A 26,316-nucleotide genomic window follows, 5' to 3' on the forward strand; every position below is an offset into this window, starting at 1 on the left:
ACCGGGCCTTTTTTATTTCCGCTTTGCCGCCGCTTTACGGCGTCGATCGAGGTCTTTTAATAACTTATTGACCTTTTCATCGGCAAACATCGCCTCCAGCGACACCGCCAGCTTCCGCCGCCAGTTTTTATACTGATAACTGGTGCCCGGAATATTCACCGGCCCGGCCATATCCAGCCAGTCTTCCGGTTGCAGCCCCAACAGCGCGCTATTGCTGTCGGCGATATAACGCTGCATTCCACGGTTGAGTACCGACGTCATTGGCATACGCGACGCTTTATGTCCGGCCCGCTGCGGCAAACAACCGTACTGATGAAGCGCATCAAGCAGCCCCTGTTTCGCCAGTTCGCGATCCTGGTACAACCCGCGCAAAACCACTTCATCCGGATAGAGCCCCAGCGTTTTACCGAGCGTCAAATCGCCGCTTTCCCAGTAACCACGCAGGGTTGGAAGATCGTGCGTTGTCGCCACCGCCATTGACTGTTGCGGGTACGCCTGCGGCGCGCGGAACGTTTTTTCATGATCGTTTTCGAAGTAGAGCACTTTGTAAGAGTACACACCGCTGCTGCGCAGTTTACCGACGATCTCCACCGGTACGGTTCCCAGATCTTCACCAATCACCATGCACTGATGACGCTGGCTTTCCAGCGCGAGAATGGCGAGCAGGTCATCGACCGGGTACTGCACATACGCGCCGTGATCCGCCGTTTCACCATACGGGATCCACCACAGACGCAGCATCGACATCACATGATCAATCCGCAGCGCACCGCAGTTTTTCATATTGGCACGCAGCAGATCGATAAATGGCGCATAAGCGCGGGCGTGGATCACATGCGGATCCATCGGCGGCAAGCCCCAGTTTTGCCCCAACGGGCCGAGAATATCCGGCGGCGCGCCAACGGATGCTTTCAGGCAATACAACTCGCGATCGCACCAGGTTTCTGCACCACCTTCCGCCACACCCACGGCCAGGTCGCGGTACAAACCAATCGGCATCGCGTAACCCTGGCTGGTTTGCCAGCATTCGGCGAACTGGGTGTAAGCCAGCCATTGCAGCCAGAGGTAGAAATTGACCTCATCCTCATGCTCTTTGCAGAACGCTTTCACCTGCGGGCTGTTCGTATTCTGATACCCTTCCGGCCACACCGGCCAGCCCCAGCGCAGCACATCTTCTTTCACCTGATTAGCGTGAATCGCATCAAACGCCGCCTGCCAGTAAAGGCTCTCGCCTTCCTGCTGCACAAAACGCTGGAACGCCACAGCCTGTTCATCGCTCTGCGCACGCTGGCGAAAGCGCTGCCACGCCATGCGCAATGCCTCCAGTTTCAGCGCAGTGACGGTGGCGTAATCCACCCATTGTGCATCGCGGGCGGCCTGTAGCGTTTCGCGCGTGGTGGGTAAATTCCACCACGCCTGCGCCTCTTCGCTGTCGCGGAAATCCGCCACCGCATTGACATCGATATAGATAACATTCAACCAGCGGCGCGATGACGGGCTGTACGGGCTGGCGCTCTCCGGGTTCGCCGGATAGAGCGCGTGAATCGGGTTAAGCCCGATAAACGCACCGCCACGGCTGGCCACCTCGCCGAGCATCTTTTTCAGATCGCCGAAATCGCCAATCCCCCAGTTACTCTCAGAACGCAGGGTGTAAAGCTGCACACAGGCACCCCACAGTTTCTTACCGTCGAGCAGCGCCTGAGGTTCATAACACCGCGCTGGCGCGATGATCACCCGGCACTGCCAGTGTTGATTTTTCTGCGTCACGCTCAGCGTGTGATAACCCAGCGCCAGGCCAGCGGGCAGCGGCAAATTCGCCCCACCGCGCACCTCGCCCTGGTACTGCTTGCCCGTTTCCGTGGTGAGTTGCCACTGGAAATCACCTTGACCAACAACCGGCAGCACCTTTTTCTTGCCATGGATAAACACCTGTACCACGGGCACTGGCGGCGCACTGGTCGCCACCGCAGGCGCCGGATGCATCGCATCCAGCAAACGCTGCTTGGTTTTCACGGTAATGGATTGCGGTTTACCGTGCGCATTGATGTAGTTCGGGCTGATCCCCGCCGCCAGCGCGGCCTGTTCCAGACGTTTACTCTCCATCACCCTTCCTTAGCGTTTCGCCTGCCAGATACGGGTTTGATAATCGCGAATCGAACGGTCGGAGCTGAACATACCGCAGCGCGCGGTGTTCAGGATCGCGGCACGCGTCCAGGCTTCCTGGTCACGGTAGAGCACATCGACACGTTTTTGCGCGGCTACGTAATCGGCGAAATCCGCCAGCACCAGATACGGGTCGCCGCCCTGCTTGCCGAGACTGTGCAGCATCTGGTCGAAGGCGTGTTTATCGCCATCGCTGTATTTACCGCTTTCCAGCTCTTTCAGTACCGCATCAAGTTGCTTGTCTTTTTTGCGCCATTTCAGCGGGTCGTAACCTTTCGCTTTCAGCGCTTTCACCTGCTCAACGGTGTTACCGAAGATAAAGATATTCTCTTCGCCCACCTGTTCGGCAATCTCGACGTTGGCACCGTCCAGCGTACCGACGGTTAAGGCGCCATTCAGCGCCAGCTTCATGTTGCCGGTGCCGGAGGCTTCTTTACCGGCCGTGGAGATCTGCTCGGAAACATCCGCCGCCGGAATCAATTTTTCCGCCGCCGATACACAATAATCCGGCAGGAAAACGACCTTCAGCTTGTCGCCAATGCTGGCATCGTTATTAATCACTTCCGCCACTTTATTAATGGCATAGATAATGTTTTTCGCCAGGTAGTAACCCGGCGCGGCCTTCGCACCAAACAGGAACACGCGTGGCACGCGGTCAGCTTGCGGGTTTTCGCGGATCTCTTTATACAGCGCGATAATATGCAGCAAACCAAGATGCTGGCGTTTGTACTCATGCAAGCGCTTGATTTGGATATCAAACAGCGCGTGCGGATTGATTTCGATGCCGGTACGCGCTTTCACAAACGCCGCCAGTTGTTGTTTGTTGTGCTGTTTTATCTCGCGGTACTGTTTACGGAACGCCGCGTCGTCGGCGTATTTCTCCAGGTTAATCAACTGGTCGAGATCGTTGGCCCACTCTTTTTTCAGCGTCTTATCAAGCAACGCGGCCAACTGCGGGTTGCACTGTTTGATCCAGCGGCGCGGAGTGATGCCATTGGTGACGTTATGGAATTTGCCCGGCCACAACTGGTGGTATTCCGGGAACAGATCTTTTACCACCAGATCCGAGTGCAGCGCCGCAACGCCGTTAACCGCGAAACCGCCAACCACGCACAGGTTCGCCATGCGGACTTGCTTGTGATGCACTACCGCAAGTTTTTCCCACACCGCTTTATCGCCCGGCCAGGTTTTCTCGACCAGCACTTTAAATTTGTCGTTGATCTGCTTGATGATTTGCATATGGCGCGGCAGCAGCGCTTTCACCAGCGTTTCGTCCCAGCGCTCCAGCGCTTCCGGCATCAACGTATGGTTGGTATAGGCGAAAGTGCGGCTGGTGATCGCCCACGCATCATCCCAGCTCAGCTGATGTTCATCGATCAGCACACGCAGCAGCTCCGGTATGGCGATGGTCGGGTGCGTATCGTTGAGTTGAATGACTTCATAGTCCGGCAGTTGCGCCAGCTTGCGTCCGGCCAGGTGATGGCGGCGCAAAATATCGGCCACCGAGCAGGCGCACTGGAAATATTGCTGCATTAGACGCAGCTTTTTGCCTGCCTGATGGTTGTCATTCGGGTAGAGCACTTTGGTAAGTTTTTCCGCATCAATACCCGTTTGTTCGGCACGCAGGAAATCACCATCGTTAAACTTAGTGAGATTAAACGGATGCGCGTGGGTCGCCTGCCACAGACGCAGCGGCTGAGTGACACCATTGCGATAACCGATAACCGGCAGATCCCAGGCTTCGCCTACAATCGTGAAAGCCGGTTGCCAGTGGCCTTCTTTGCTGACTTTCCCGCCAATGCCCACCTGCACATCTAATTGCTCGTTATGGCTAAACCACGGATAGCTACGGCGATGCCAGTCGTCCGGCGCTTCGTGTTGTTGCCCGTCAACAAAAGACTGGCGGAACAAGCCGTATTGATAGTTCAGACCGTAACCAGTGGCCGACTGACCAACGGTGGCCATCGAATCGAGGAAACAGGCCGCCAGGCGCCCTAAACCACCGTTGCCGAGCGCTGGATCGATCTCCTCTTCCAGCAGGTCGGTGAGGTTGATGTTGTGGTGTTGCAGCACCTCGCCAACGTCCTGATACCAGCCCAGATTCAACAAGTTGTTGCCGGTCAGGCGACCAATCAAAAACTCCATGGAGATATAGTTGACGTGGCGCTGATTTTTCGCCGTTTTCGGCGCGGGCTGCGCCGCCAGCAATTCTGCCAGCGCACCGCTGACCGCTTGCCACCACTGACGGGTTGTCATGTCGCTCGCGGCCTGAACCCCAAAACGCTGCCACTGGCGCGTAAGAGCCGTTTCAAATTCCGCTTTATTAAACGTTGGCTTTGACATAAAGAATCCGGGTCCTGTAATGAAGTAAATCGACGTTTGCGCTAGTGTGCCTGGCTCAACAGGTGACTTCCTCATCCTGCCAGGGATTAGCCGGGGAGGAGTAGCGGGGATGAGCGAAAAGTGTGATCGCCGCCACCTAAAGGTAGCGTCTTTTTTGAACATTACTCAATCAAAAAAGCAGCAACAGAAGATGAGAAATTCCGCATGCGGGCAGGAAAAATGAAATGTCGTTTCGGAGAGAATAACTATTGCTGGCCGGTGAAAATTTAGCGAAATAATATTTCGCTGAGCGGAATTGTTCGTTTTTTGCTATTTGTGCGTTTATGTCAGCCAATGTCTTAATATTTCTAATAAAGACCTTATAGTTGCCAATAGTATTTAATAACCGGGTCTGCATCGCCCGCCAGTCCTGGCTCCCCCTCTTTTGCCATTATTGTGCTTTCTTTATTCACGACATAAATAGAAATGTGACATGGTGCAAATTCACAATCGCCAGATTCGGACATAACTTGCAATATTTCTTCATCTGGCCGACCTTATTACTATTAATTACGAAGCGCAAAAAAAATCGTCCCCTCCGTTTTTCGCACAGTGAAGTGATAACTATGTTGATTCCGTCCAAATTAAGTCGCCCGGTTCGTCTCGACCACACGGTGGTGCGGGAACGGCTGCTGGCTAAACTTTCCGGCGCCAACAATTATCGGCTTGCGCTGGTAACCAGCCCTGCGGGTTACGGCAAAACCACGCTCATTTCGCAGTGGGCGGCAGGTAAGAACGACGTTGGCTGGTATTCGCTGGATGAAGGAGACAACCAGCAAGAACGCTTTGCCAGTTATTTTATCGCCGCCGTCCAGCAGGCGACGGGCGGGCATTGCGTCAGCAGTGAAGTGATGGCGCAAAAGCGCCAGTACGCCAGCCTGCCGTCACTCTTTTCACAGCTGTTTATTGAGCTGACCGAATGGCAGCGCCCATTGTATCTGGTGATTGATGATTACCATCTCGTCACCAACCCGGTCATTCACGATGCGATGCGCTTTTTCTTACGCCATCAGCCAGAAAACCTGACGCTGATTGTGCTGTCGCGCAACTTGCCGCAGTTAGGCATCGCGAATCTTCGTGTGCGCGAGCAGTTGCTGGAAATTGGCAGCCACCAGCTTGCCTTTACCCACCAGGAAGCCAAACAGTTCTTTGACTGTCGCCTGACCTCACCTATTGAAGCGGCAGAGAGCAGCCGCCTGTGTGACGACGTGGCCGGTTGGGCAACAGCGCTCCAGCTTATCGCGCTTTCTGCCCGGCAAAATCACAGCGCACCGCACCAGTCTGCGCGCCGTCTGGCGGGTATTAACGCCAGCCATCTTTCGGATTATCTGGTTGATGAAGTGCTGGATAATGTCGATGTTGATACCCGTCATTTCCTGCTGAAAAGCGCGCTGCTGCGTTCGATGAACGATGCGCTGATTGTGCGCGTGACCGGCGAAGAGAACGGGCAGATGCGGCTGGAAGAGATTGAGCGCCAGGGCCTGTTCCTGCAACGGATGGACGATTCCGGCGAATGGTTTAGCTACCATCCGCTGTTTGGCAACTTCCTGCGCCAGCGCTGCCAGTGGGAACTGGCGACAGAGTTACCGGATATTCACCGCGCGGCGGCGGAAAGCTGGATGGCGCAAGGCTTCCCGAGCGAAGCTATTCACCATGCGCTGGCGGCGGGCGATGGCATTATGCTGCGCGATATTCTGCTGCATCACGCCTGGGGGCTATTCAACCACAGCGAGCTGAGCGTGCTGGAAGAGTCGCTGAAAGCGCTGCCGTGGGAAAGCCTGCTGGAAAACCCTCGCCTGGTGCTGTTACAAGCCTGGCTGATGCAAAGCCAGCACCGCTACAGCGAAGTGAACACCCTGCTGGCGCGCGCCGAACAGGAGATGACCACGCAAATGGACGCCTCGCTGCATGGCGATTTCAACGCGTTGCGCGCGCAGGTCGCTATCAACGATGGTGATCCGGTGGAAGCCGAACGGCTGGCGATGGTGGCGCTCGAAGAGTTGCCGCTGGCAAATTACTACAGCCGCATTGTGGCCACCTCGGTTCACGGCGAAGTGCTGCACTGCAAAGGCGAGTTAACTAATTCGCTGTCGGTTATGCAGCAAACCGAGCAGATGGCGCGTCGCCACGATGTCTGGCACTACGCGTTGTGGAGCCTTATTCAGCAAAGCGAAATTCTGTTCGCCCAGGGCTTCCTGCAAGCGGCCTGGGAGATGCAAGAGAAGGCTTTCACGCTTATCCGTGAGCAGCATCTTGAACAACTGCCGATGCATGAATTTTTACTGCGCATCCGCGCGCAACTGTTGTGGGCGTGGGCGCGGCTGGACGAGTCCGAAGCGGCGGCACGCCAGGGCATGGAGGTGCTTTCTGCCCTGCAACCGCAGCAGCAGTTGCAGTGTCTGGCGTTGCTGGTGCAAAACTCGCTGGCGCGTGGCGATCTCGATAATGCCCGTAGTCACCTGCACCGGCTGGAAAACTTGCTCGGCAATGGTCAGTACCATAGCGACTGGGTGTCGAACGCCGACAAAGTGCGGGTGATCTACTGGCAAATGACCGGCGATAAAAAAGCGGCGGCTCAGTGGCTGCGCCAGACGCCTAAACCAGAATTTGCCAATAACCACTTCCTGCAAAGCCAGTGGCGTAATATTGCCCGCGCGCAAATCCTGCTTGGTGATTTCGACCCGGCTGAGATGGTGCTTGAAGAGCTAAACGAAAACGCGCGCAGCCTGCGTCTGATGAGTGATATCAACCGTAACCTGTTGCTGTTGAACCAGCTTTACTGGCAGGCGGGACGTAAAAATGACGCGCAGCGGGTGTTGCTGGAGGCCTTACAACTGGCTAATCGCACCGGATTTATCAGCCACTTCGTGATTGAAGGTGAAGCGATGGCGCAGCAGTTGCGTCAGTTAATTCAGCTCAACACGCTGCCGGAGCTGGATCAGCACCGCGCCCAGCGCATTCTGCGCGACATTAATCAGCATCATCGGCATAAATTCGCGCATTTTGATGAGAACTTTGTCGAACGGCTGCTAACTCACCCGGAAGTACCGGAATTGATCCGCACCAGCCCGCTGACCCAGCGCGAATGGCAGGTGCTGGGGCTGATTTATTCTGGCTACAGTAATGAACAGATTGCGGGCGAACTGGCTGTCGCGGCGACGACCATTAAAACCCATATCCGCAATCTCTATCAGAAACTCGGCGTCGCCCATCGCCAGGATGCGGTTCAGCATGCGCAGCAGTTACTGAAGATCATGGGCTACGGGGTGTAAAAACCGCCGCAAGGCGGTTTAGCACAGCTCCAGTTGCACGTTGTTGCTGGTAATCACCTGCACCACGCTGGCGGGTGGCATGGTATCGGTGTAAACCGCGTCCACCATGCTAATACTGCCCATATTGACCATCGCGTTGCGGCCAAACTTCGAGTGATCCACCACCAGCATCACATGGCGCGAGTTTTCAATAATCGCCCGTTTGGTGCGCACTTCATGGTAATCAAACTCCAGCAATGAGCCATCGGCATCGATGCCGCTAATGCCGAGGATGCCGAAATCGAGGCGGAATTGAGAGATAAAATCGAGCGTCGCCTCGCCCACAATCCCACCGTCCCGGCTGCGTAACTCACCGCCCGCCAGAATTACCCGGAAATCGTCTTTTTTCATTAATGTATTGGCGACGTTCAGGTTGTTGGTGACGATGCGTAAATCGCTGTGGTTGAGCAGCGCATGGGCGACGGCTTCCGGCGTGGTGCCGATATCAATAAACAGCGTGGCGCCGTTGGGAATCTGTTCCGCCACTTTGCGGGCGATACGCTCTTTTTCCGCCGTTTGTGTCGCTTTGCGATCGTGCCAGGAGGTGTTTTCCGAGCTTGATGGCAGCGCCGCGCCGCCGTGATGACGCAAAATTTTATTTTGATCCGCCAGATCGTTCAGATCGCGGCGAATCGTTTGTGGACTAACGGAAAATTGCTCGACTAACTCTTCGGTACTGACGTATCCCTGCTGTTTAACCAGTTCAATAATTGCGTCATGACGCTGTGTTTGTTTCATGAATTGTCCCTGGATAATTATGTTCGTTTTCGCACATTTTTCGTGTCGACCAGCGCCATTGCCAGCCCAATCACCATCCCCGCCGTGTGCGCGCCGTTAGCAATCGCGAAACCGGTCAAACCGAACCACTCCGCCACCATCAGCACAACGGTGAAGATAAACAATCCGTTAGGTAACGCAATCTGCGATTCCGGGTCACGTAAACCGCGCAGCCAGACATAGCCAATCAGCGCATAAACCACGCCGGATAAGCCGCCAAACCACGGACCAGTAAGCTGGTGCTGCACAAAACCGCTCAATAAAGCGCTAATGAGGGTGATGACCACCAGTTTTCCGGTGCCCAGACGTTTTTCAACCACGCCGCCAAGATACCACCACCAGAAAAGGTTGAAGATGATATGCACCAGCGAAAAGTGCATTACCGCATGGGTAAAGTAGCGCCAGACTTCAAACTGCACGCTTGCGTCCCACGGCCAGGCAAGCCACATCATGACCGTTTGATCGCCGATGATGCTCATCATCACAAACACCACGATGCACAGCGCCGACATCAGCAACGTTAATGGCCCGCCGCGCTCACGCAGCGCCGCCCGCAGCGGAAAGCGGCGATAGTGCAAGCCGCTATCGATTTGCCCTGATTGCCAGCTCGCCGCCAGATAACGCGGGTCGCCGGGGTTTTCCATAAAACGCGCCAGTTCGCTGCGCACGCGCTCCGCCTGGCTTTCATCTGCCAGCCAGACATCGCTTTGCTGATGGTGTTGAAGGGTGAGGATCACACCCTGGGTCTGCATATAGTCAACAAACGCCTGGGCGACGCGAGGGTTGGAAAAAGAGGTAATCATCAACATGGCAGGCGTCGTTTAGTCCCTACAAAAAAGACAGTATACCGAAGACGAGCGCAATGCCTACAGCGCGCCGTGCATCACTTCAGACGGAAAGTGGCGATGCCAGGCGTCGAAACCGCCGTCCACGCTATAGACCTGATCGTAGCCCTGCTGCAATAAATATTGCGCAGCGCCTTTACTGCTGTTGCCGTGATAGCACATCACCATCACCGGCGTTTCGAAGTCGTTATCACGCATAAACGCGCCCAGCGTGTCGTTGGTGAGATGAAACGCGCCTGGCGTATGCCCCATCGCAAAGCTCTGCGGGTCGCGAATATCCACCAGCACGGCCTGCTGCTGGTGCAATTTTTGGTGGGCTTCTTCTACGTTAATACACTCAAAGTGATCCATGACGTTCTCTTAATTGACACAGTTAATGGCTATCCTGCCGTCAAGTGTACGTCGTGACAGCGGGTTAGCGCCATTATGTTATGCATATCACTCTAAATTGTTTTTTTGATGTTACCAAAAGCGCGTTCCTTTGCTATTATGAGCGATATCGAACATTTTTGAGCTATAACGAAAGTGCATGAGGACAGCATGGAAACCAAAGATCTGATTGTGATAGGCGGGGGCATTAATGGTGCCGGTATCGCGGTTGACGCCGCAGGGCGTGGTTTGTCCGTGCTGATGCTGGAAGCACAGGATCTCGCCTGCGCGACATCCAGCAACAGCTCCAAATTGATTCACGGCGGCCTGCGCTACCTTGAACACTACGAATTCCGCCTGGTGAGCGAAGCGCTGGCCGAACGCGAAGTGCTGCTGAAAATGGCACCACACATCGCTTTCCCGATGCGTTTTCGTCTGCCGCACCGCCCGCACCTGCGCCCGGCGTGGATGATTCGTATTGGTCTGTTTATGTACGATCATCTGGGTAAACGCACCAGTTTGCCTGCATCGCGCGGTTTGCGTTTTGGCGCAGAATCGGTGCTGAAACCGGAAATCGTGCGCGGTTTCGAATATTCTGACTGTTGGGTGGACGATGCGCGTCTGGTACTCGCCAATGCGCAGATGGTGGAACAAAAAGGCGGTAAAGTGATGACCCGCACCCGCGCCACCAGCGCACGCCGTGAAAATGGCATGTGGATTGTTGAAGCGGAAGATATCGACACCGGAGAAAAATTTAGCTGGCAGGCGCGCGGTCTGGTTAACGCCACCGGCCCGTGGGTGAAAGAGTTCTTTGATGACGGTATGCATCTGCCATCCCCTTACGGCATCCGTCTGATCAAAGGCAGCCATATTGTGGTGCCGCGAGCACACGCGCAAAAACAGGCGTATATCCTGCAAAACGAAGATAAGCGTATTGTCTTTGTGATTCCGTGGATGGATGAGTTTTCGATTATCGGCACCACGGACGTGGAGTATAAAGGCGATCCGAAGCACGTGGAGATCGACGAAAACGAGATCAATTACCTGCTGAAAGTCTATAACGGTCACTTCAAGAAACAGCTAAGCCGCGAGGATATTGTGTGGACTTACTCCGGCGTACGCCCGCTGTGCGATGACGAATCCGATTCGCCGCAGGCTATCACGCGTGACTACACGCTGGATATCCACGACGAAAACGGCAAAGCACCGCTGCTCTCCGTGTTTGGCGGCAAGTTGACCACTTACCGCAAGCTGGCCGAACATGCGCTGGAAAAACTGACGCCGTACTACAAAGGTATTGGTCCGGCATGGACAAAAAGCTGTGTGTTACCAGGCGGGGATATTGCAGGCGACCGCGATGATTACGCCGCCAAATTGCGCCGCCGTTATCCGTTTATCAGCGAATCGCTGGCGCGCCACTATGCCCGCACTTACGGCAGCAACAGCGAACTGATACTGGCGAATGCCACCAGCCTGGAAGCGTTAGGCGAGCATTTCGGCCACGAACTGTATGAAGCCGAATTGCGTTACCTGGTCGAACACGAATGGGTCAGACGCCTGGACGACGCGATCTGGCGTCGCACCAAACTCGGCATGTGGCTGAATGCGGAAGAGCAGTCGCGCGTGGCGCAATGGTTAACGCGTCATCATAAAACGGAACTGTCGCTGGCGTCGTAACAGAATCCGCTTCTCCCCACCGGGAGAGCGGCATCGCAAGAGAAGAAACCTTTCCCAACCGGGAGAGTGGCATTGCGAGAGAAGAAACCTCTCCCAACCGGGAGAGGTTTTTTATTACAGCCGAACCGGTTTGATATGCCAGATATAATCAGCATATTCCTGAATGGTGCGATCCGATGAAAAGTACCCCATATTGGCGATGTTGCGCATCGCTTTATTAGTCCACTCTTCCGGGTGTCGATAAAGCTCATCCACTTTTTCCTGGCAGTCGATATAGCTTCGGAAATCTGCCAGTACCTGATAATGGTCGCCAAAGTTGATCAAGGAATCGACGAGATCGCGGTAGCGCCCGGGTTCCTGCGGGCTGAATAAGCCAGTGGCGATTTGCGTCAGCACCTGATGCAACTCTTCATCTTTCTCGTAGTATTCACGCGGCTTATAGCCCTTGCGCCGCAGCGCTTCGACTTCATCCGCCGTGTTACCGAAGATAAAGATATTCTCTTCGCCAACGTGCTCTTGCATCTCAACATTCGCGCCATCCAGCGTGCCAATCGTCAGCGCGCCGTTGAGGGCAAACTTCATATTGCTGGTGCCGGATGCTTCCGTGCCCGCCAGTGAAATCTGCTCGGAAAGATCCGCCGCCGGAATAATAACCTGCGCGAGACTGACGCTGTAATTGGGGATAAAGACCACTTTCAGTTTGTCACCAATCTGCGGATCGTTGTTGATCACCTGCGCGACATCGTTGATCAGATGGATAATATGTTTCGCCATGTAGTAAGCAGACGCGGCCTTGCCGGCGAAGATATTGACGCGCGGCACCCACTGCGCCGTGGGATCGGCCTTGATGCGGTTATAGCGAACAATAACGTGCAACACGTTCATTAGCTGGCGCTTATATTCATGAATGCGTTTGATCTGCACATCGAACAGCGCTTTCGGGTTCACTACCACATTAAGTTGCTGGGCGATAACGACCGCCAGCCGCTTTTTATTCTCCAGCTTCGCCTGGCGCACCGCCTGGTTCACCGTCGGGTAATCAATATGCTGCTCCAGCTCGCTCAACTGACTGAGATCGGTACGCCATGTGCGGCCAATATTTTCATCCAGCACATGCGAAAGCGACGGGTTCGCCAGCGCCAGCCAGCGCCGCGGCGTCACGCCGTTAGTGACGTTGAGAAAACGCATCGGGAAGATTTCTGCGAAATCGGCAAACAGCGACTGCACCATTAAATTGGAATGCAGCTCGGAAACGCCATTCACTTTATGGCTCACCACCACCGCCAGCCAGGCCATACGCACCCGTCGTCCGCTGGCTTCGTCAATAATCGATGTGCGGCTCAACAAATCGGTGTTATTCGGATGCTGCTCCTGCAAGGTTTTGAGGAAATAATCATTAATTTCAAAGATGATTTGCAGATGGCGCGGCAAAATTTTACCCAGCATATCCACCGGCCAGGTCTCCAGCGCCTCACTCATCAGCGTGTGGTTGGTGTAAGAGAAGACCTGACAGGTCACCTCAAAGGCGTCATCCCATTCGAATTTATGTTCGTCAATGAGCAGACGCATCAGCTCAGGAATCGACAGCACCGGGTGGGTGTCGTTAAGGTGAATGGCGATTTTATCTGCCAGATTGCTAAAAGTCTGGTGCAACTGATAGTGGCGGCTGAGGATATCCTGCACCGTCGCGGAGACCAGGAAGTACTCCTGACGCAGACGCAACTCACGACCGGAGTAGGTTGAATCATCCGGGTAGAGGACGCGGGAGACGTTTTCCGAGTGGTTTTTATCCTCCACGGCGGCAAAGTAGTCACCCTGGTTGAATTTGCCGAGGTTGATTTCGCTACTCGCCTGCGCGTTCCACAAACGCAGCGTGTTAGTCGCGTCGGTATCGTAGCCAGGGATAATCTGATCGTAGGCAACCGCCAGGATCTCTTCGGTTTCAACCCAGCGGCTCTTTCTGCCTTCCTGCTGAATGCGCCCACCAAACCGCACTTTGTAGCGCGTGTTGTGGCGTTTAAACTCCCACGGGTTGCCGTACTCCAGCCAGTAATCCGGCGACTCTTTCTGCCGCCCGTCGACGATGTTCTGTTTGAACATCCCGTAGTCGTAACGAATGCCGTAGCCGCGGCCGGGCAATCCGAGCGTCGCCAGCGAATCCAGGAAGCAGGCCGCCAGTCGACCCAGCCCACCGTTACCAAGGCCGGGGTCGTTCTCTTCATCAATCAGCTCTTCAAGATCGAACCCCATTTCATCCAGCGCATTCTTCACATCGTCATAGATACCGAGTGAGAGCAAGGCGTTAGAAAGGGTGCGGCCAATCAGAAACTCCATCGACAAGTAGTAAACCTGGCGCACTTCCTGAGAGAGCTGCGCACGGGTGGAACGCAGCCAGCGCTCCACCAGCCGATCGCGCACGGCAAACAGCGTGGCGTTCAGCCATTCGTGGCGATTGGCGACAGCCGGATCTTTACCGATGGTGAACATCAGTTTGTAGGCAATCGAATGTTTTAACGCCTCAATACTTAACGTAGGTGAAGCATAAGTAAAAGGTGCATTCATATAAGTGATTCCTGGAAAACTATTTCAACCGAAAGTAAAGATCGCGGTATGACTGCGCGGCGACCTGCCAGCTAAAATCCATCGCCATCGCCTGACGTTGCACAAAACGCCAAAGCGATGGACGGGACCACAACACGAAAGCACGCCTGATGGCCCTAAGCAGCGACCAGGCATTACTATCTTCAAACACAAAACCGCTGGCGACGCCATCCGCCAGGTTTTCCAGCGAGCTGTCGGAAACCGTATCCGCCAGCCCGCCCGTGCGGCGCACTAATGGCAGCGTGCCGTACTTGAGGCCATACAATTGCGTCAGGCCGCAGGGTTCAAAGCGGCTCGGCACCAGAATCACATCCGCCCCGCCCATAATGCGGTGCGAGAACGCTTCGTGGTAACCAATCTGCACCCCCACCTGCCCGGAGTGTTCCGCGGCGGCGGCGAGGAACCCTTCCTGCAATACCGGATCGCCCGCGCCGAGCAGCGCCAGTTGACCGCCCTGCTCCAGCAGCCCAGGCAAGGCTTCGAGCACCAGATCCAGCCCTTTCTGGCTGGTCAGGCGGCTCACCACCGCAAACAACGGGACTTTGTCGTTCACTTTCAGCCCCATCGCCACTTGCAGCTGGCGTTTGTTTTCCGCTTTTTCTTCCAGCGTATCGCGCGTGTAGCGCGCACCGAGCAGCAAATCGGTGGCCGGATCCCAAATTTTTTCATCCACGCCATTGAGGATGCCGCTCAGGCGACCTTCCTGCTGGCGCTGGCGCAACAACCCTTCCATGCCATAGGCGAACTGCGGTTCGGTGATCTCACGCGCGTACGTCGGGCTGACGGCGGTAATATGGTCCGCGTAATACAACCCCGCCTTGAGAAACGAAATCTGTCCGTTGAACTCCAGCCCGTGCATATTAAAGAACGACAATGGCAGTTCGATGTCATTCATATGCTGTGCATAAAACATGCCCTGATAGGCAAGGTTATGCACCGTAAACACCGACTTGGCCGGATGCCCCTTCGCCGCGAGGTACGCCGGTGCCAACCCTGCATGCCAGTCGTGCGCGTGCACCACATCCGGGCGCCAGAATGGATCAAGTCCGCTGGCCATTTCGCTGCCGACCCAACCGAGTAACGCAAAACGTAGTACGTTGTCGGTATAGGCGAACAAATTCGTGTCGTGATAGGGACTCCCGGGCCGATCGTACAGATGCGGCGCATCGATCATGTAAATCCCCACCCCGTTGAAGTGACCGAATAACAGCGAAATGTGGCCGGCAAACGTCTCACGCCGGGACACCACTTTCGCATCGCTCACGCCACGACGAATATCAGGGAACGCAGGTAACAGAACGCGAGTATCAACACCACCGGCAATTTGTGCCGCAGGCAACGCGCCAATCACGTCTGCCAGACCCCCGGTCTTCAGCAACGGAAACATCTCAGAACATACATGTAAAACCTGCATTATCGCTCCTGTTCAAAACCCGTTGGCCTTGACGCCAGAAAGGGGGAAACAGCGCGCGGACCCCTTCCGCGCAAGGTTATAATCAGATGCTTTCAGCTTTTAATTTGCGCAACATTTCTCGTGTGACCAACACAATGCCTTCTTCGGAACGGTAAAAGCGACGCGCATCTTCTTCCGCATTTTCACCAATCACCGTGCCTTCCGGTATCACACAGCCTCTGTCGATAATGCAGCGATGGAGGCGACAGGAGCGCCCCACCCACACTTCCGGCAGCAAGACCGAAGAGTCGATATTGCAGAATGAGTTGACGCGCACGCGGTAGAACAACACCGACTGCACAACAACCGATCCTGAAATAACGCAACCGCCGGAAACCAGCGAGTTCAACGTCATGCCGTGGCTGCCCGACCTGTCCTGGACGAATTTCGCCGGGGGTAAAGATTGATTATAGGTACGGATAGGCCAATTTTGATCGTACATGTCCAGTTCCGGCATCACCGAGGCTAAATCCAGGTTCGTTTTCCAGTAGGCTTCGAGCGTGCCGACATCCCGCCAGTATGGGCCAGCATCAGGATCGGACTGCACGCAGGACAACGGGAAAGGGTGCGCATACGCCATGCCAGACTTCACTATCTGCGGAATGATGTCCTTACCAAAATCATGGCTGGAATTTTCATTCTCATCGTCCTGCTCCAGCAGGTCGTACAGATACTCCGCATCAAAAATATAGATCCCCATGCTGGCCAGCGCCTTGCTGTCGTCACCTGGCATACAGGGCGGCGACGCGGGTTTCTCTACGAAGTCGATTATTTTGTCGTTCTCATCAACGGCCATTACGCCAAAAGCGGTGGCTTCATGTACGGGCACCGGCAGGCAGGCAACGGTGCAGCGCGCCTCTTTTTCCACATGGTCAATCAGCATGCGCGAGTAGTCCTGCTTGTAGATGTGATCGCCCGCCAGGATGACGATGTACTCCGCACGATAACGACGAATGATGTCGAGATTCTGCGTGACGGCATCTGCCGTACCGCGATACCAGTTTTCACCATGCACACGCTGCTGAGCGGGCAGCAGATCGACAAACTCATTCATCTCGTTATTAAAAAACGACCAGCCGCGCTGAATATGTTGAATCAGCGTATGCGACTGGTACTGCGTGATGACGCCAATTCGCCGAATGCCGGAGTTAATGCAGTTGGAAAGCGCGAAGTCGATAATGCGGAACTTGCCACCGAAGTGCACCGCTGGTTTGGCGCGTTTTTTGGTTAAATCTTTCAGACGCGTCCCCCGGCCGCCCGCCAGGATCAGGGCAACAGATTTTAGCGGCAACTGGCGCGCCAGCATTGTTGGGTCGTTCTTATCTAATCTCACCATGACTAACTCCTTTTTTATGACCGCTGAAATACGCACACTCCATGCGCGGGCCCGTGCCAGACAGAGACGATGACCGGATTGTCCTCTCCGGCAAAAGGCGGAATGGCGCACCATTCACCTGCGGGTAAAGCCATTTCTGCAACTTCTGCGGTGGCATTAAGGGTGATTAACACGCTGTCAGATAACAGGATCTGTAAGCGGTGCACCCCGTTTTGCCACGCCTGCGGCGTTAGCTGTTGCCCTTCGTCATTTAACCAGGCGACGTTGCCGTCACCCTCTTCCCACCACGCGTCACGCGTGAGCGCAGGAATACGCTGGCGCAAATGGATAAGCGCGGCGGTAAAAGTCACCAGCCCGCTATCCACCTGGCTCCAGTCAAGCCAGGTTAATGCGTTATCCTGGCAATAAGCATTGTTATTGCCGTGCTGGCTATGCCCCATTTCGTCGCCCGCCAGCAACATCGGCGTGCCTTGCGAAAGCAGTAACGTGGTTAATAGCGCGTGCATGCTCGCACGCCGTCTTTCAATCACATCAAGGCTGCCACTGAGTCCTTCTGTTCCATGGTTAAAACTGTGATTACTGTTGGTGCCGTCGCGGTTGTCTTCGCCATTGGCTTCGTTGTGTTTATGATCAAAAGAGACACAATCCCGCAGCGTAAAACCATCATGCGCGGTGATCAGATTGACCGAGGCCGATGGCAGACGACCATCACGCTTGAACACATCGCTGGAAGCGGCAAAGCGCCCGGCGAACTCCCCTAATGAGAGGGATTGTTCGAGCCAGAAACGGCGCGTCGCATCGCGGAAATGATCGTTCCACTCGGCAAAAGGCGGCGGATAGTTCCCCACCTGATAACCACCGGGACCGATATCCCACGGCTCGGCAATCAGCTTCAGAACGCGTAACAGCGGGTCGTTTTTAATGGCGTTAAACAGCGGTGCCTGCTGGCTGAATTCCGGGGTGCGTCCCATCACCGAGGCCAGATCAAAACGGAAACCATCCACATGAAAGGTTTCGACCCAGTAACGCAGACAGGCATGTGCGTAATCCACCACATCGGCGTTATTCAAATTCAGCGTGTTACCGCAGCCGGTCCAGTTGTGGTAATCGCCATCCTCACGAGTCCAGTAATAACTTCGGTTGTCGATACCGCGCAGGGAAAAAGTCGGTCCGTCGAGATCGCTTTCGGCGCTATGGTTGAGGACGATATCGAGGATCACTTCGATGCCCGCCCGATGCAGCGCTTTTACCGCATCGCGAAACTCATTAATCGCCTGCGCCGGGTTACTGGCGTAGCGGGGTTCCAGCGCAAACAGCGCCAGCGGGTTATAACCCCAGTAATTAGACAGCCCCAGCCGCTGCAGGCGCGGCTCGCTGGCAAAATGCGCAACAGGCAATAATTCCAGCGCAGTGATCCCCAGTTGTTTAAACCAGTTGATCATCACCGGGTGGCCCAGCGCCTTGTAGGTGCCGCGTATTTCCTGCGGCAGCGCCGGGTGCAACCACGTCAGCCCTTTGACATGTGCTTCGTAAATAACGGTGTTACCCCAGGGGATGCGCGGCGGCGCATCCTCTTCCCAGTCGTAGTTGTCATGCACCACTACGCTGCGTAAGCCGAGCGCGGCGTTATCGTGGGGATCCGGCGCGTCATAACCGCCGTGAAACAACGGGTTGTCGAGCGTTTCGCCTTCAACACGCCGCGCACAAGGGTCGAGCAGTAATTTGGCCGGGTTAAAACGGTGCCCGCGGGCGGGCTCCCACGGACCATGAACACGGTAGCCATAATGCAAACCAGGCTTCGCCCCTGCCAGAAAACCGTGCCAGATATTGCCGGTGCGGCCAGGTAAGTCGACGCGCTGTTCATTACCTTCATCATCGAACAGGCACAGCTCCACGCGCTCTGCATGGGCGGAAAACAGCGTAAAGTTCACGCCGTCTCTTTGCACATGTGCGCCGTGAGGTGTCGCTTTTCCGGCCGTCAGCTTGCTCATTCGCCCTCCCGCACCAGCCAGATAGTCGCCAGCGGCGGTATGGTCAACAGCAGAGAGTGTTCACGTCCGCGATTGGCGATCGCGTCGCTGTGTACCACGCCGCCATTGCCGGTGTTGCTACCGTGGTAATGCATTGAGTCGCTGTTCAGCTCTTCGCGCCAGCGCCCCGGCTGATTGATACCAATGCGATAACCGGGGCGCGGGACAGGGGTAAAGTTGCTGACCACGATAATTTCATTGCCCTGCTTATCCCGACGGACAAAGGCAAACACCGAGGCTTCATGATCATCCACCACCAGCCATTCAAAACCGTAAGGGTCAAAGTCCAGCTCGTGCAGCGCTTTGTGATGGCGATAAACCTGGTTCAAATCGCGCACCAGACGCTGCACGCCGTGATGCCAGTTATCACCGCCCTCCAGCAGGTGCCAGTCGAGGCTGGCATCGTGGTTCCACTCGCGCCCCTGCGCAAATTCGTTGCCCATAAACAGCAGCTTTTTACCGGGGAACGCCCACATCCAGGCGTAATAGGCGCGCAGATTGGCGAACTTTTGCCAGGCATCGCCGGGCATACGATCAAGAATGGATTTCTTGCCGTGCACCACTTCGTCATGGGAAAGCGGCAGGATAAAGTTTTCGGTGTAGTTATAGAGAATACCGAAGGTCATCTTGTCGTGGTGGTACTTGCGGTACACCGGATCAAGCTTCATATAATCCAGCGTGTCATGCATCCAGCCGAGGTTCCATTTGTACCAGAAGCCCAGCCCGCCCAGCGACGGCGGGCGCGACACGCCAGCGAAATCGGTAGACTCTTCCGCCATGCTGACGGCGCCGGGCGCTTGTTCACCGATAATGCGGTTGGTATTGCGCAAAAACTCAATCGCTTCCAGGTTCTCACGACCACCGTATTCATTGGGGATCCATTCCCCCTCTTTGCGGCTGTAGTCGCGGTAGATCATCGACGCCACCGCATCCACGCGCAGGGCGTCAATACCGAAGCGTTCAATCCAGTACAGCGCGTTACCAACCAGATAGTTGCTCACTTCCCGGCGACCATAGTTGTAAATCAGCGTGTTCCAGTCCTGGTGATAGCCTTCACGCGGATCGCTGTGCTCGTAGAGTTTGGTGCCGTCGAAATCCGCCAGACCAAAATCATCGGACGGGAAATGGCCCGGCACCCAATCGAGGATCACCCCTAAACCAGCCGCGTGCGCGGTGTGAATAAAGTGCAGGAAATCGTCGCGCGTACCAAAGCGGCGGGTTGGCGCGTACAAACCGGTAGGTTGATACCCCCAACTGCCATCGAACGGATGCTCATTCACGGGCATCAACTCAAGATGGGTGAAGCCCATCCATTTCGCGTAAGGCACGAGCTGGTCCGCCAGCTCGCGGTAGCTGAGCCAAAAGTTGTTGTCGGTATGACGACGCCAGGAGCCCAGATGAACTTCATAGATACTGATTGGCGCATCGAATTCATTGGCGCGTTTGCGTTCTTCGCTCTGCGTTTTCTTGCCCGGCAAGCCGCAAATCAGCGACGCGCTGTCGGGCCGCATTTGCGCCTCAAACGCATAAGGATCAGCTTTGATACGCAGCTTACCTTGCGCATCAATCATCTCGAATTTGTAGAGCTGCCCATTGAGCGCACCGGGGATGAAAAGCTCCCAGATACCACTTTCCCGACGCAGGCGCATCGGGTGGCGGCGGCCATCCCAGTAGTTAAACTGCCCTACCACGGAGACGCGCTGCGCATTTGGCGCCCAGACGGAGAAACGGGTACCCACCACGCCATCGACCGTATCGGCATGCGCTCCCAGCGTTTCGTAAGGCCGCATATGCGTGCCTTCGCTCAGCAGCCAGGCATCCATATCCTGGATTAACGGGCCAAAACGGTAAGGATCATCAATCAGATTTTGTTGGCCGTGCCAGATAACGGCGAACTGATAATAAAAAGGATTTTTACGGCGTTGCATCACGCCGCTAAAGAATCCCCTGGAATCCAGGCACTCCAGTTTTCCCACTTTGCGCCCGGTTTTCGGCTCGATAACCCACACTTCGGTGGCATCAGGCAGCAGCGCACGTACTTCCAGACCCGCTTCAGTCTGGTGCATCCCCAGCACCGAAAAAGGATCAGCAAAATGACCCGCAATAAGCGCGTTAATGACGTCTTTATCAACACGAACGGACATGGTTCTCATCCTGTTGTTGTGGCATCGCACCTTCCACCGTAGTAAGTCCGGTTGCGACACTTTTTTGACCTGAACGGCGCAGCACCAAATGTGCATCCTCTCTGCTCCGTCCCATCTTCAGGCAAGATGCTCCGACACCTTGTCTAAAGCATAGCCAACACTTTTCAACACTTGAGAAAATAAACACATCTGTGCTTCTTTCTGGCAAAAAAGCACAAAAAAAGGGGCGCCGTAGCGCCCCTTGTGGTGGTGAACTCTGTTACGCCAGTTGGCGCAACATACGACGCAGCGGTTCGGCCGCGCCCCATAACAGCTGGTCACCGACGGTAAAGGCTGAGAGGAACTCCGGCCCCATGTTCAGTTTACGCAGACGACCAACCGGCGTGGTCAGCGTGCCGGTGACGGCGGCAGGCGTCAGTTCGCGCATGCTGATTTCGCGATCGTTTGGCACCACTTTCGCCCACGGGTTATGCGCCGCCAGCAGCTCTTCGATAGTCGGAATCGACACATCTTTTTTTAGCTTGATGGTGAACGCCTGGCTGTGGCAGCGCAGCGCGCCGATGCGCACGCAAAGGCCATCGACCGGGATCACATTCGCGGTGTTGAGAATTTTGTTGGTTTCAGCCTGGCCTTTCCACTCTTCGCGGCTCTGGCCGTTATCAAGCTGTTTGTCGATCCATGGGATCAGGCTGCCCGCCAGCGGTACGCCAAAGTTATCGACCGGCAGCTCGCCGCTACGGGTCAGCGCGGTCACTTTACGTTCGATATCCAGAATCGCTGACGCCGGATCGGCAAGCTCGGCGGCAACATGGCTGTGCAACTGGCCCATTTGCGTCAGCAGTTCACGCATATGGCGCGCGCCGCCGCCGGATGCGGCCTGGTAAGTGGCAACGGATACCCACTCCACCAGATCGTTGGCAAACAGCCCGCCGAGCGACATCAGCATCAGGCTGACGGTGCAGTTACCGCCGACAAAGGTTTTCACGCCGTTGTTCAGACCGTCGTTGATCACCGCCTGGTTAACCGGGTCGAGGATAATGATGGCGTCATCTTTCATGCGTAAAGAGGAAGCCGCGTCGATCCAGTAACCCTGCCAGCCGCTTTCACGAAGCTTTGGATAGATTTCGTTGGTATAATCGCCGCCCTGGCAGGTGACAATGATGTCGAGTGCCTTCAGCGCTTCCAGATTGAACGCGTCCTGAAGCGTGCCTGCTGTACTTCCGCCAAACGCGGGTGCAGCCTGCCCAAACTGGGAAGTGGAAAAGAAGACAGGGCGAATGGCGTCGAAATCGCGCTCTTCAATCATGCGCTGCATGAGAACGGAGCCGACCATTCCGCGCCAACCGATAAAACCAACATTTTTCATAGCGAAGTTCCTGCGAAGGTGTGTGCTGTGTATACGAACCAGTATCCCACTGGGAATAGCCACATTACAAAATGCAGCCAAAGTCGCAAGTGAAATTAATCAATGATCGCGAACGTATCAGAAATGCAGCTAATTACTGTAATTTTGCCGACTGCGTCAGGGATAAGAGTGAATGACTGATATCATCTCCGCCACCGTGTTGTTGATCCTGATTATGGATCCCCTGGGCAACCTGCCCATCTTTATGTCGGTACTGAAACACACCGAGCCGAAGCGCCGACGGGCGATCATGATCCGCGAGCTGCTCATTGCGCTGCTGGTGATGTTTATCTTTCTCTTCGCCGGGGAAAAAATCCTCGCGCTACTCAATTTACGCGCGGAGACGGTTTCTATCTCCGGCGGCATTATTCTGTTCCTGATTGCCATTAAGATGATTTTCCCCAGCGAATCCGGCAGCAGTTCTGGCCTGCCCGCTGGCGAAGAGCCGTTTATCGTCCCGCTGGCAATCCCGCTGGTGGCAGGTCCAACGCTGCTGGCAACGTTAATGCTGCTTTCCCATCAATATCCGAATCAAATGAGCCACCTGGTGATTGCGCTGCTGATTGCCTGGGGCGGCACGGTGGCTATCTTGTTGCAATCGTCGCTGTTTTTGCGCCTGCTCGGCGAGAAAGGGGTTAACGCACTGGAAAGGCTGATGGGGCTGATTCTGGTGATGCTCGCCACCCAGATGTTCCTGGATGGGATTCGGGTGTGGATGAAGGGGTAAAACGAACCCTCTCCCGACGGGAGAGGGTTGGCAAACTTAGCTCAACAGTGAAAACGCAATCATCCCGATAATCGCACCGGTGGTGCCAAGGATGGTTTCCATCATGGTCCAGGTTTTCAGCGTTTGCGCTTCGGTTGCGCCAGTAAAGCGGCCATACAACCAGAAACCGGCGTCGTTCACGTGGCTTACCACAATCGAACCGCCCGCGATGCAGATAGAGAGTGCTGCCATCTGCGCGCCGTTGAAATGCAACTGTTCAATAACCGGCATTACCAGGCCGACAGCCGTCAGACAAGCAACCGTGGCGGAACCCTGAATAATGCGCACCGCGGCAGCCAGCACAAAACAGGTGATCGCGATAGGCAAGCCCATGCCGGTCAGCGCTTCGCCCAGTGCCGGGCCAACGCCGGAATCCACCAGCACTTGCTTAAACACGCCGCCCGCACCAATCACCAGCAGAATAATGCCCGCCGGTTGCAGCGCCTGACCGCAGATTTCCATTACACGATCTTTCGGCATCCCCTGTCGCATCGCCAGGCCATAAATCGCCACCAGGCACGCAACGAGGATCGCGGTGAACGGGTGACCGATAAACTCCAGCCAGTCGTACAAATTGCTACCTTCGGTGACGAAACGCGCGGCGATAGTTTTCATCCCCACCAGCACCAGCGGGAGCAAAATCAGCGACAGGCTGAAACCAAACGAGGGCATTTTGCCTTCGCCCAGATGCGGCTCGCTAATATCATCAGGAATGTGCAGCTCCACATGGCGGCTGATAAAGTTGCCCCATAGCGGACCGGCAATCAACATGCCCGGAATTGCCGCGCACAGGCCAATCAGGATCATCCAGCCGAAATCCGCGTGCATCTGCGATGCCAGCAGCATCGGTGCAGGCCCCGGTAGCAGGAACGCCGCGGCTGCCGCAACCCCTGCGAACAGTGGAATAACCAGTTTCACCAGGTTGGTGCCGGTATGACGCGCCATGGAAAACGCCACGCTAATCAACAGCACAATCGCCACTTCAAAAAACAGCGGCAGCGCGCAAATCAGCCCCGCCAGACCAATCGCGTAATGCGCGCGACTGTGACCAAAGGATCGCAACATTTTGACGGCGATTTGGTCCACCGCACCGGTCTCGTGAAGGATTTTGCCGAACATCGCGCCGAGCGCGACCACAATCGCCAGAAAGCCGAGCGTACCGCCCATCCCTTTTTCCATGGTCTGCGCGATTTTAATCAACGGCATCCCGGAAAAAAGCCCTGCGCCAATGGAAACCACCATCAAAGCAACAAAAGCGTGCATACGCGCTTTCATTACTAAAAACAGCAGCAGCAAAACCGAGCCTACTGCTGTTAAAACAAGCGTTAATGTACTCACTTAGCACTGCCTTTAGTAATGACTTCAATGGTGCTGGCAACAACACCCTCCAGCGGCTGGTCAATATCCACAACCAGAACATCCGGCTCATCCGCGCCCGGTTCTTGCAGCGCTTCAAACTGCGTTACCAACATTTGCGTTTTGAAGAAGTGCCCTTTACGCGCTTTCAGACGGCCTTCAATCACGTCGAAGTCGCCTTTCAGGTAGATGAAAGAGAGGTTTGGGTTACCGTCGCGCAGCTGGTCGCGATAGTGTTTTTTCAGCGCCGAGCAAACAATCAGCGACACTTTGTTGGTGCGCTGCATAGCGAAAGCGGCGTCGTTCAGCGCCTGCAGCCACGGTTTGCGGTCATCGTCGTTCAGCGGTTCACCGGACGCCATTTTGGTGATGTTGCTGCGCGGATGGAGGAAGTCGCCGTCGAGAAACGCGGCATGTAACTGATGCGCCACTTCGCTGGCGACAGCGGATTTACCGCTGCCTGAAACGCCCATCAGAACATAAACGTGGTGATCAAAGTTAGTCGTGCTCAAGGGTAGCCCCCACTGGTGCAAGAGTGAATTGTTACGGGTAACTGTTATCGGTAACATTGTCCTGCTGGGGTAACGGAGAAGCAATATCCATTCGTGCCAGAGATAAATAAGTGTGAGCTAGCTCAAATTTGTCAGACTAAATAGATCCGCCCGGTGACAAAGTGAAACCTAAATCTAACATTTTCGGCGTAACTGACTCACCACGAATGCGCGCCAGTAAGCGTTCAGCGCCAATTCGCCCCATGCGTTCACGCGGCGTGAGCACGCTTGCCAGACGCGGTTCCATTACCTGGCCAATGTCGTGACCGTGGAACCCGGCGATTGCCATATCCTGCGGAATTTTCAGCCCCAGACGCTGGCACTCAAACGCCGCGCCAACGGCAAGGTCATCGTTAGTACAAAAAATTCCGTCAAGCTGAGGGTACTCGCGGCGCGCCTGGCGCATCAGTTCAATACCGGCGGTATAAGAGGAAGATTGCTCCACCATCACGCTGTACGGCGTTAAACCTGCCTCCAGCATCGCCTGCTCGTAACCCTTCTGTTTGATGATAGTACGTTCGTCCAGGCGTGCGCCGAGATAAGCAACCCGACGGTGGCCGCGCTCAATGATGGCGGTCGTTATCTGCCGCGCCGCTTCGAAGTTATCAAAGCCAACGGCAATATCGAGGCAAGGCGAGCGGCTGTCCATTAGCTCCACCACCGGAATCCCAGCAACTTCAATCATTTTCAGCGTGCGCGGGGTATGGGTACGTTCGGTAAGGATCAGGCCGTCAATGTTCCATGAGAGCATCGATTCCAGGCGCTCTTCTTCCATTTCGGCTTTGTAACCGTAGTGCGCCAGCATAGTTTGATACCCGTGCGCGTCGGTCACGCTTTCAATGCCGCGTAACACTTCGGCGAAAACCTGGTTGGTCAGGGAAGGGAGAAGCACACCAATCGCCCGGCTGGTGGCGTTGGAGAGAATATCGGGAGCCCGATTTGGAATGTAACCCAGTTCATCAAGCGCAGCAGCTATTTTGCCCCGTAACGCGACGGAAACTTGCTCCGGGTTACGCAAAAAACGGCTGACGGTCATTTTGGTCACGCCAACGCGATCGGCCACATCCTGAAGTACGGGTCTTTTCTTTTTCATCGTCCTGACATTTTTCTGAGTAAGAGATTTCCTCAGTTTATCACGGACAACACGCAA

17 protein-coding genes are annotated in these 26,316 nt (G+C 55.3%); 3 read left to right on the forward strand and 14 right to left on the reverse strand.

Annotation, left to right across the window (positions count from 1 at the left end):
- Positions 1-12: 12 nt before the first annotated feature.
- Both malQ and malP read right to left on the reverse strand, forming a co-directional pair.
- The gene (malQ, locus tag AAIG26_RS16135; RefSeq protein WP_343180964.1) at positions 13-2,103 is read right to left on the reverse strand and encodes a 4-alpha-glucanotransferase; all 2,091 of its coding nucleotides are present in this window, start codon (positions 2,101-2,103) and stop codon (positions 13-15) included.
- Between the two features lie 9 nt (positions 2,104-2,112).
- The gene (malP, locus tag AAIG26_RS16140; protein ID WP_020455562.1) at positions 2,113-4,506 is read right to left on the reverse strand and encodes a maltodextrin phosphorylase; all 2,394 of its coding nucleotides are present in this window, start codon (positions 4,504-4,506) and stop codon (positions 2,113-2,115) included.
- 605 nt (positions 4,507-5,111) lie between these two features.
- Between malP and malT the strand changes: the two genes are divergently transcribed.
- Positions 5,112-7,817 carry an HTH-type transcriptional regulator MalT gene (malT, locus tag AAIG26_RS16145; protein WP_020455564.1) on the forward strand — a complete coding sequence of 902 codons (2,706 nt, stop codon included), beginning with the start codon at positions 5,112-5,114 and terminating at the stop codon, positions 7,815-7,817.
- 18 nt (positions 7,818-7,835) lie between these two features.
- On the opposite strand, the gene AAIG26_RS16150 is transcribed toward malT, so the two are convergent.
- The 3 genes from AAIG26_RS16150 to glpE are packed head-to-tail and all read right to left on the reverse strand — an operon-like array spanning position 7,836 to position 9,829.
- Positions 7,836-8,594 (reverse strand): DeoR/GlpR family transcriptional regulator, encoded by a 759-nt coding sequence (locus tag AAIG26_RS16150; protein ID WP_017459542.1) that lies wholly within the window; start codon positions 8,592-8,594, stop codon positions 7,836-7,838.
- Positions 8,595-8,611: 17 nt separating this feature from the next.
- On the reverse strand, positions 8,612-9,442 hold the full coding sequence (glpG, locus tag AAIG26_RS16155) for a rhomboid family intramembrane serine protease GlpG (protein ID WP_020455565.1): 831 nt from the start codon (positions 9,440-9,442) through the stop codon (positions 8,612-8,614).
- Between the two features lie 57 nt (positions 9,443-9,499).
- A complete protein-coding gene (glpE, locus tag AAIG26_RS16160) occupies positions 9,500-9,829 on the reverse strand; it encodes a thiosulfate sulfurtransferase GlpE (protein ID WP_017459544.1) in 330 nt (109 codons plus the stop codon).
- A gap of 189 nt (positions 9,830-10,018) precedes the next feature.
- Here glpE and glpD point away from each other — a divergent pair, with 189 nt between their 5' ends.
- Positions 10,019-11,524 carry a glycerol-3-phosphate dehydrogenase gene (gene glpD / locus AAIG26_RS16165; RefSeq protein ID WP_020455567.1) on the forward strand — a complete coding sequence of 502 codons (1,506 nt, stop codon included), beginning with the start codon at positions 10,019-10,021 and terminating at the stop codon, positions 11,522-11,524.
- A 114-nt stretch (positions 11,525-11,638) separates the two neighbouring features.
- Here glpD and glgP read toward each other — a convergent pair whose 3' ends face one another.
- The 6 genes from glgP to asd all read right to left on the reverse strand — a co-directional run bounded on the left by glgP (position 11,639) and on the right by asd (position 22,454).
- Positions 11,639-14,086, reverse strand: a complete 2,448-nt coding sequence (gene glgP, locus AAIG26_RS16170; protein ID WP_020455568.1) for a glycogen phosphorylase — start codon at positions 14,084-14,086, stop codon at positions 11,639-11,641.
- Between the two features lie 19 nt (positions 14,087-14,105).
- Positions 14,106-15,539 (reverse strand): glycogen synthase GlgA, encoded by a 1,434-nt coding sequence (gene glgA, locus AAIG26_RS16175; RefSeq protein ID WP_017459547.1) that lies wholly within the window; start codon positions 15,537-15,539, stop codon positions 14,106-14,108.
- Positions 15,540-15,621: 82 nt separating this feature from the next.
- Positions 15,622-16,914 (reverse strand): glucose-1-phosphate adenylyltransferase, encoded by a 1,293-nt coding sequence (gene glgC / locus AAIG26_RS16180; RefSeq protein ID WP_020455569.1) that lies wholly within the window; start codon positions 16,912-16,914, stop codon positions 15,622-15,624.
- A 14-nt stretch (positions 16,915-16,928) separates the two neighbouring features.
- Positions 16,929-18,905 carry a glycogen debranching protein GlgX gene (gene glgX / locus AAIG26_RS16185; RefSeq protein WP_343180965.1) on the reverse strand — a complete coding sequence of 659 codons (1,977 nt, stop codon included), beginning with the start codon at positions 18,903-18,905 and terminating at the stop codon, positions 16,929-16,931.
- On the reverse strand, positions 18,902-21,088 hold the full coding sequence (glgB, locus tag AAIG26_RS16190) for a 1,4-alpha-glucan branching enzyme (protein WP_045507795.1): 2,187 nt from the start codon (positions 21,086-21,088) through the stop codon (positions 18,902-18,904). The genes glgX and glgB overlap by 4 nt, the downstream gene beginning before the upstream one ends.
- Before the next feature lie 259 nt (positions 21,089-21,347).
- Positions 21,348-22,454 carry an aspartate-semialdehyde dehydrogenase gene (asd, locus tag AAIG26_RS16195; RefSeq protein WP_020455572.1) on the reverse strand — a complete coding sequence of 369 codons (1,107 nt, stop codon included), beginning with the start codon at positions 22,452-22,454 and terminating at the stop codon, positions 21,348-21,350.
- A gap of 172 nt (positions 22,455-22,626) precedes the next feature.
- On the opposite strand from asd, the gene AAIG26_RS16200 reads away from it, so the two are divergent.
- A complete protein-coding gene (locus tag AAIG26_RS16200; protein WP_017459552.1) occupies positions 22,627-23,220 on the forward strand; it encodes a YhgN family NAAT transporter in 594 nt (197 codons plus the stop codon).
- A 36-nt stretch (positions 23,221-23,256) separates the two neighbouring features.
- Here AAIG26_RS16200 and gntU read toward each other — a convergent pair whose 3' ends face one another.
- From gntU to gntR, 3 genes are all read right to left on the reverse strand, one after another.
- Positions 23,257-24,597 carry a gluconate transporter gene (gene gntU, locus AAIG26_RS16205; protein WP_045507792.1) on the reverse strand — a complete coding sequence of 447 codons (1,341 nt, stop codon included), beginning with the start codon at positions 24,595-24,597 and terminating at the stop codon, positions 23,257-23,259.
- Positions 24,594-25,127: a gluconokinase gene (gene gntK / locus AAIG26_RS16210; protein ID WP_343180966.1), complete on the reverse strand. Its 534-nt coding sequence runs from the start codon at positions 25,125-25,127 to the stop codon at positions 24,594-24,596. The genes gntU and gntK overlap by 4 nt, the downstream gene beginning before the upstream one ends.
- Positions 25,128-25,263: 136 nt before the next feature.
- Positions 25,264-26,259 (reverse strand): gluconate operon transcriptional repressor GntR, encoded by a 996-nt coding sequence (gntR, locus tag AAIG26_RS16215; RefSeq protein ID WP_045507789.1) that lies wholly within the window; start codon positions 26,257-26,259, stop codon positions 25,264-25,266.
- Between the last annotated feature and the right edge of the window lie 57 nt (positions 26,260-26,316).

Origin of the sequence: Kosakonia sp. PSU_27, from assembly GCF_039409795.1 — a bacterium.
Classification (GTDB): Bacteria; Pseudomonadota; Gammaproteobacteria; order Enterobacterales; family Enterobacteriaceae; genus Kosakonia.

What these genes read in the sequence shown, in the direction of transcription:
- glgX (WP_343180965.1), bottom strand. Translation starts at nt 18,905, where the DNA reads ATGAGCAAGCTGACGGCCGGAAAAGCGACACCTCACGGCGCACATGTG.
- glpE (WP_017459544.1), bottom strand. Translation starts at nt 9,829, where the DNA reads ATGGATCACTTTGAGTGTATTAACGTAGAAGAAGCCCACCAAAAATTG.
- glpG (WP_020455565.1), bottom strand. Translation starts at nt 9,442, where the DNA reads ATGTTGATGATTACCTCTTTTTCCAACCCTCGCGTCGCCCAGGCGTTT.
- glgB (WP_045507795.1), bottom strand. Translation starts at nt 21,088, where the DNA reads ATGTCCGTTCGTGTTGATAAAGACGTCATTAACGCGCTTATTGCGGGT.
- glgC (WP_020455569.1), bottom strand. Translation starts at nt 16,914, where the DNA reads ATGGTGAGATTAGATAAGAACGACCCAACAATGCTGGCGCGCCAGTTG.
- malP (WP_020455562.1), bottom strand. Translation starts at nt 4,506, where the DNA reads ATGTCAAAGCCAACGTTTAATAAAGCGGAATTTGAAACGGCTCTTACG.
- malT (WP_020455564.1), top strand. Translation starts at nt 5,112, where the DNA reads ATGTTGATTCCGTCCAAATTAAGTCGCCCGGTTCGTCTCGACCACACG.
- glgA (WP_017459547.1), bottom strand. Translation starts at nt 15,539, where the DNA reads ATGCAGGTTTTACATGTATGTTCTGAGATGTTTCCGTTGCTGAAGACC.
- glgP (WP_020455568.1), bottom strand. Translation starts at nt 14,086, where the DNA reads ATGAATGCACCTTTTACTTATGCTTCACCTACGTTAAGTATTGAGGCG.
- AAIG26_RS16200 (WP_017459552.1), top strand. Translation starts at nt 22,627, where the DNA reads ATGACTGATATCATCTCCGCCACCGTGTTGTTGATCCTGATTATGGAT.
- glpD (WP_020455567.1), top strand. Translation starts at nt 10,019, where the DNA reads ATGGAAACCAAAGATCTGATTGTGATAGGCGGGGGCATTAATGGTGCC.
- gntR (WP_045507789.1), bottom strand. Translation starts at nt 26,259, where the DNA reads ATGAAAAAGAAAAGACCCGTACTTCAGGATGTGGCCGATCGCGTTGGC.
- AAIG26_RS16150 (WP_017459542.1), bottom strand. Translation starts at nt 8,594, where the DNA reads ATGAAACAAACACAGCGTCATGACGCAATTATTGAACTGGTTAAACAG.
- asd (WP_020455572.1), bottom strand. Translation starts at nt 22,454, where the DNA reads ATGAAAAATGTTGGTTTTATCGGTTGGCGCGGAATGGTCGGCTCCGTT.
- malQ (WP_343180964.1), bottom strand. Translation starts at nt 2,103, where the DNA reads ATGGAGAGTAAACGTCTGGAACAGGCCGCGCTGGCGGCGGGGATCAGC.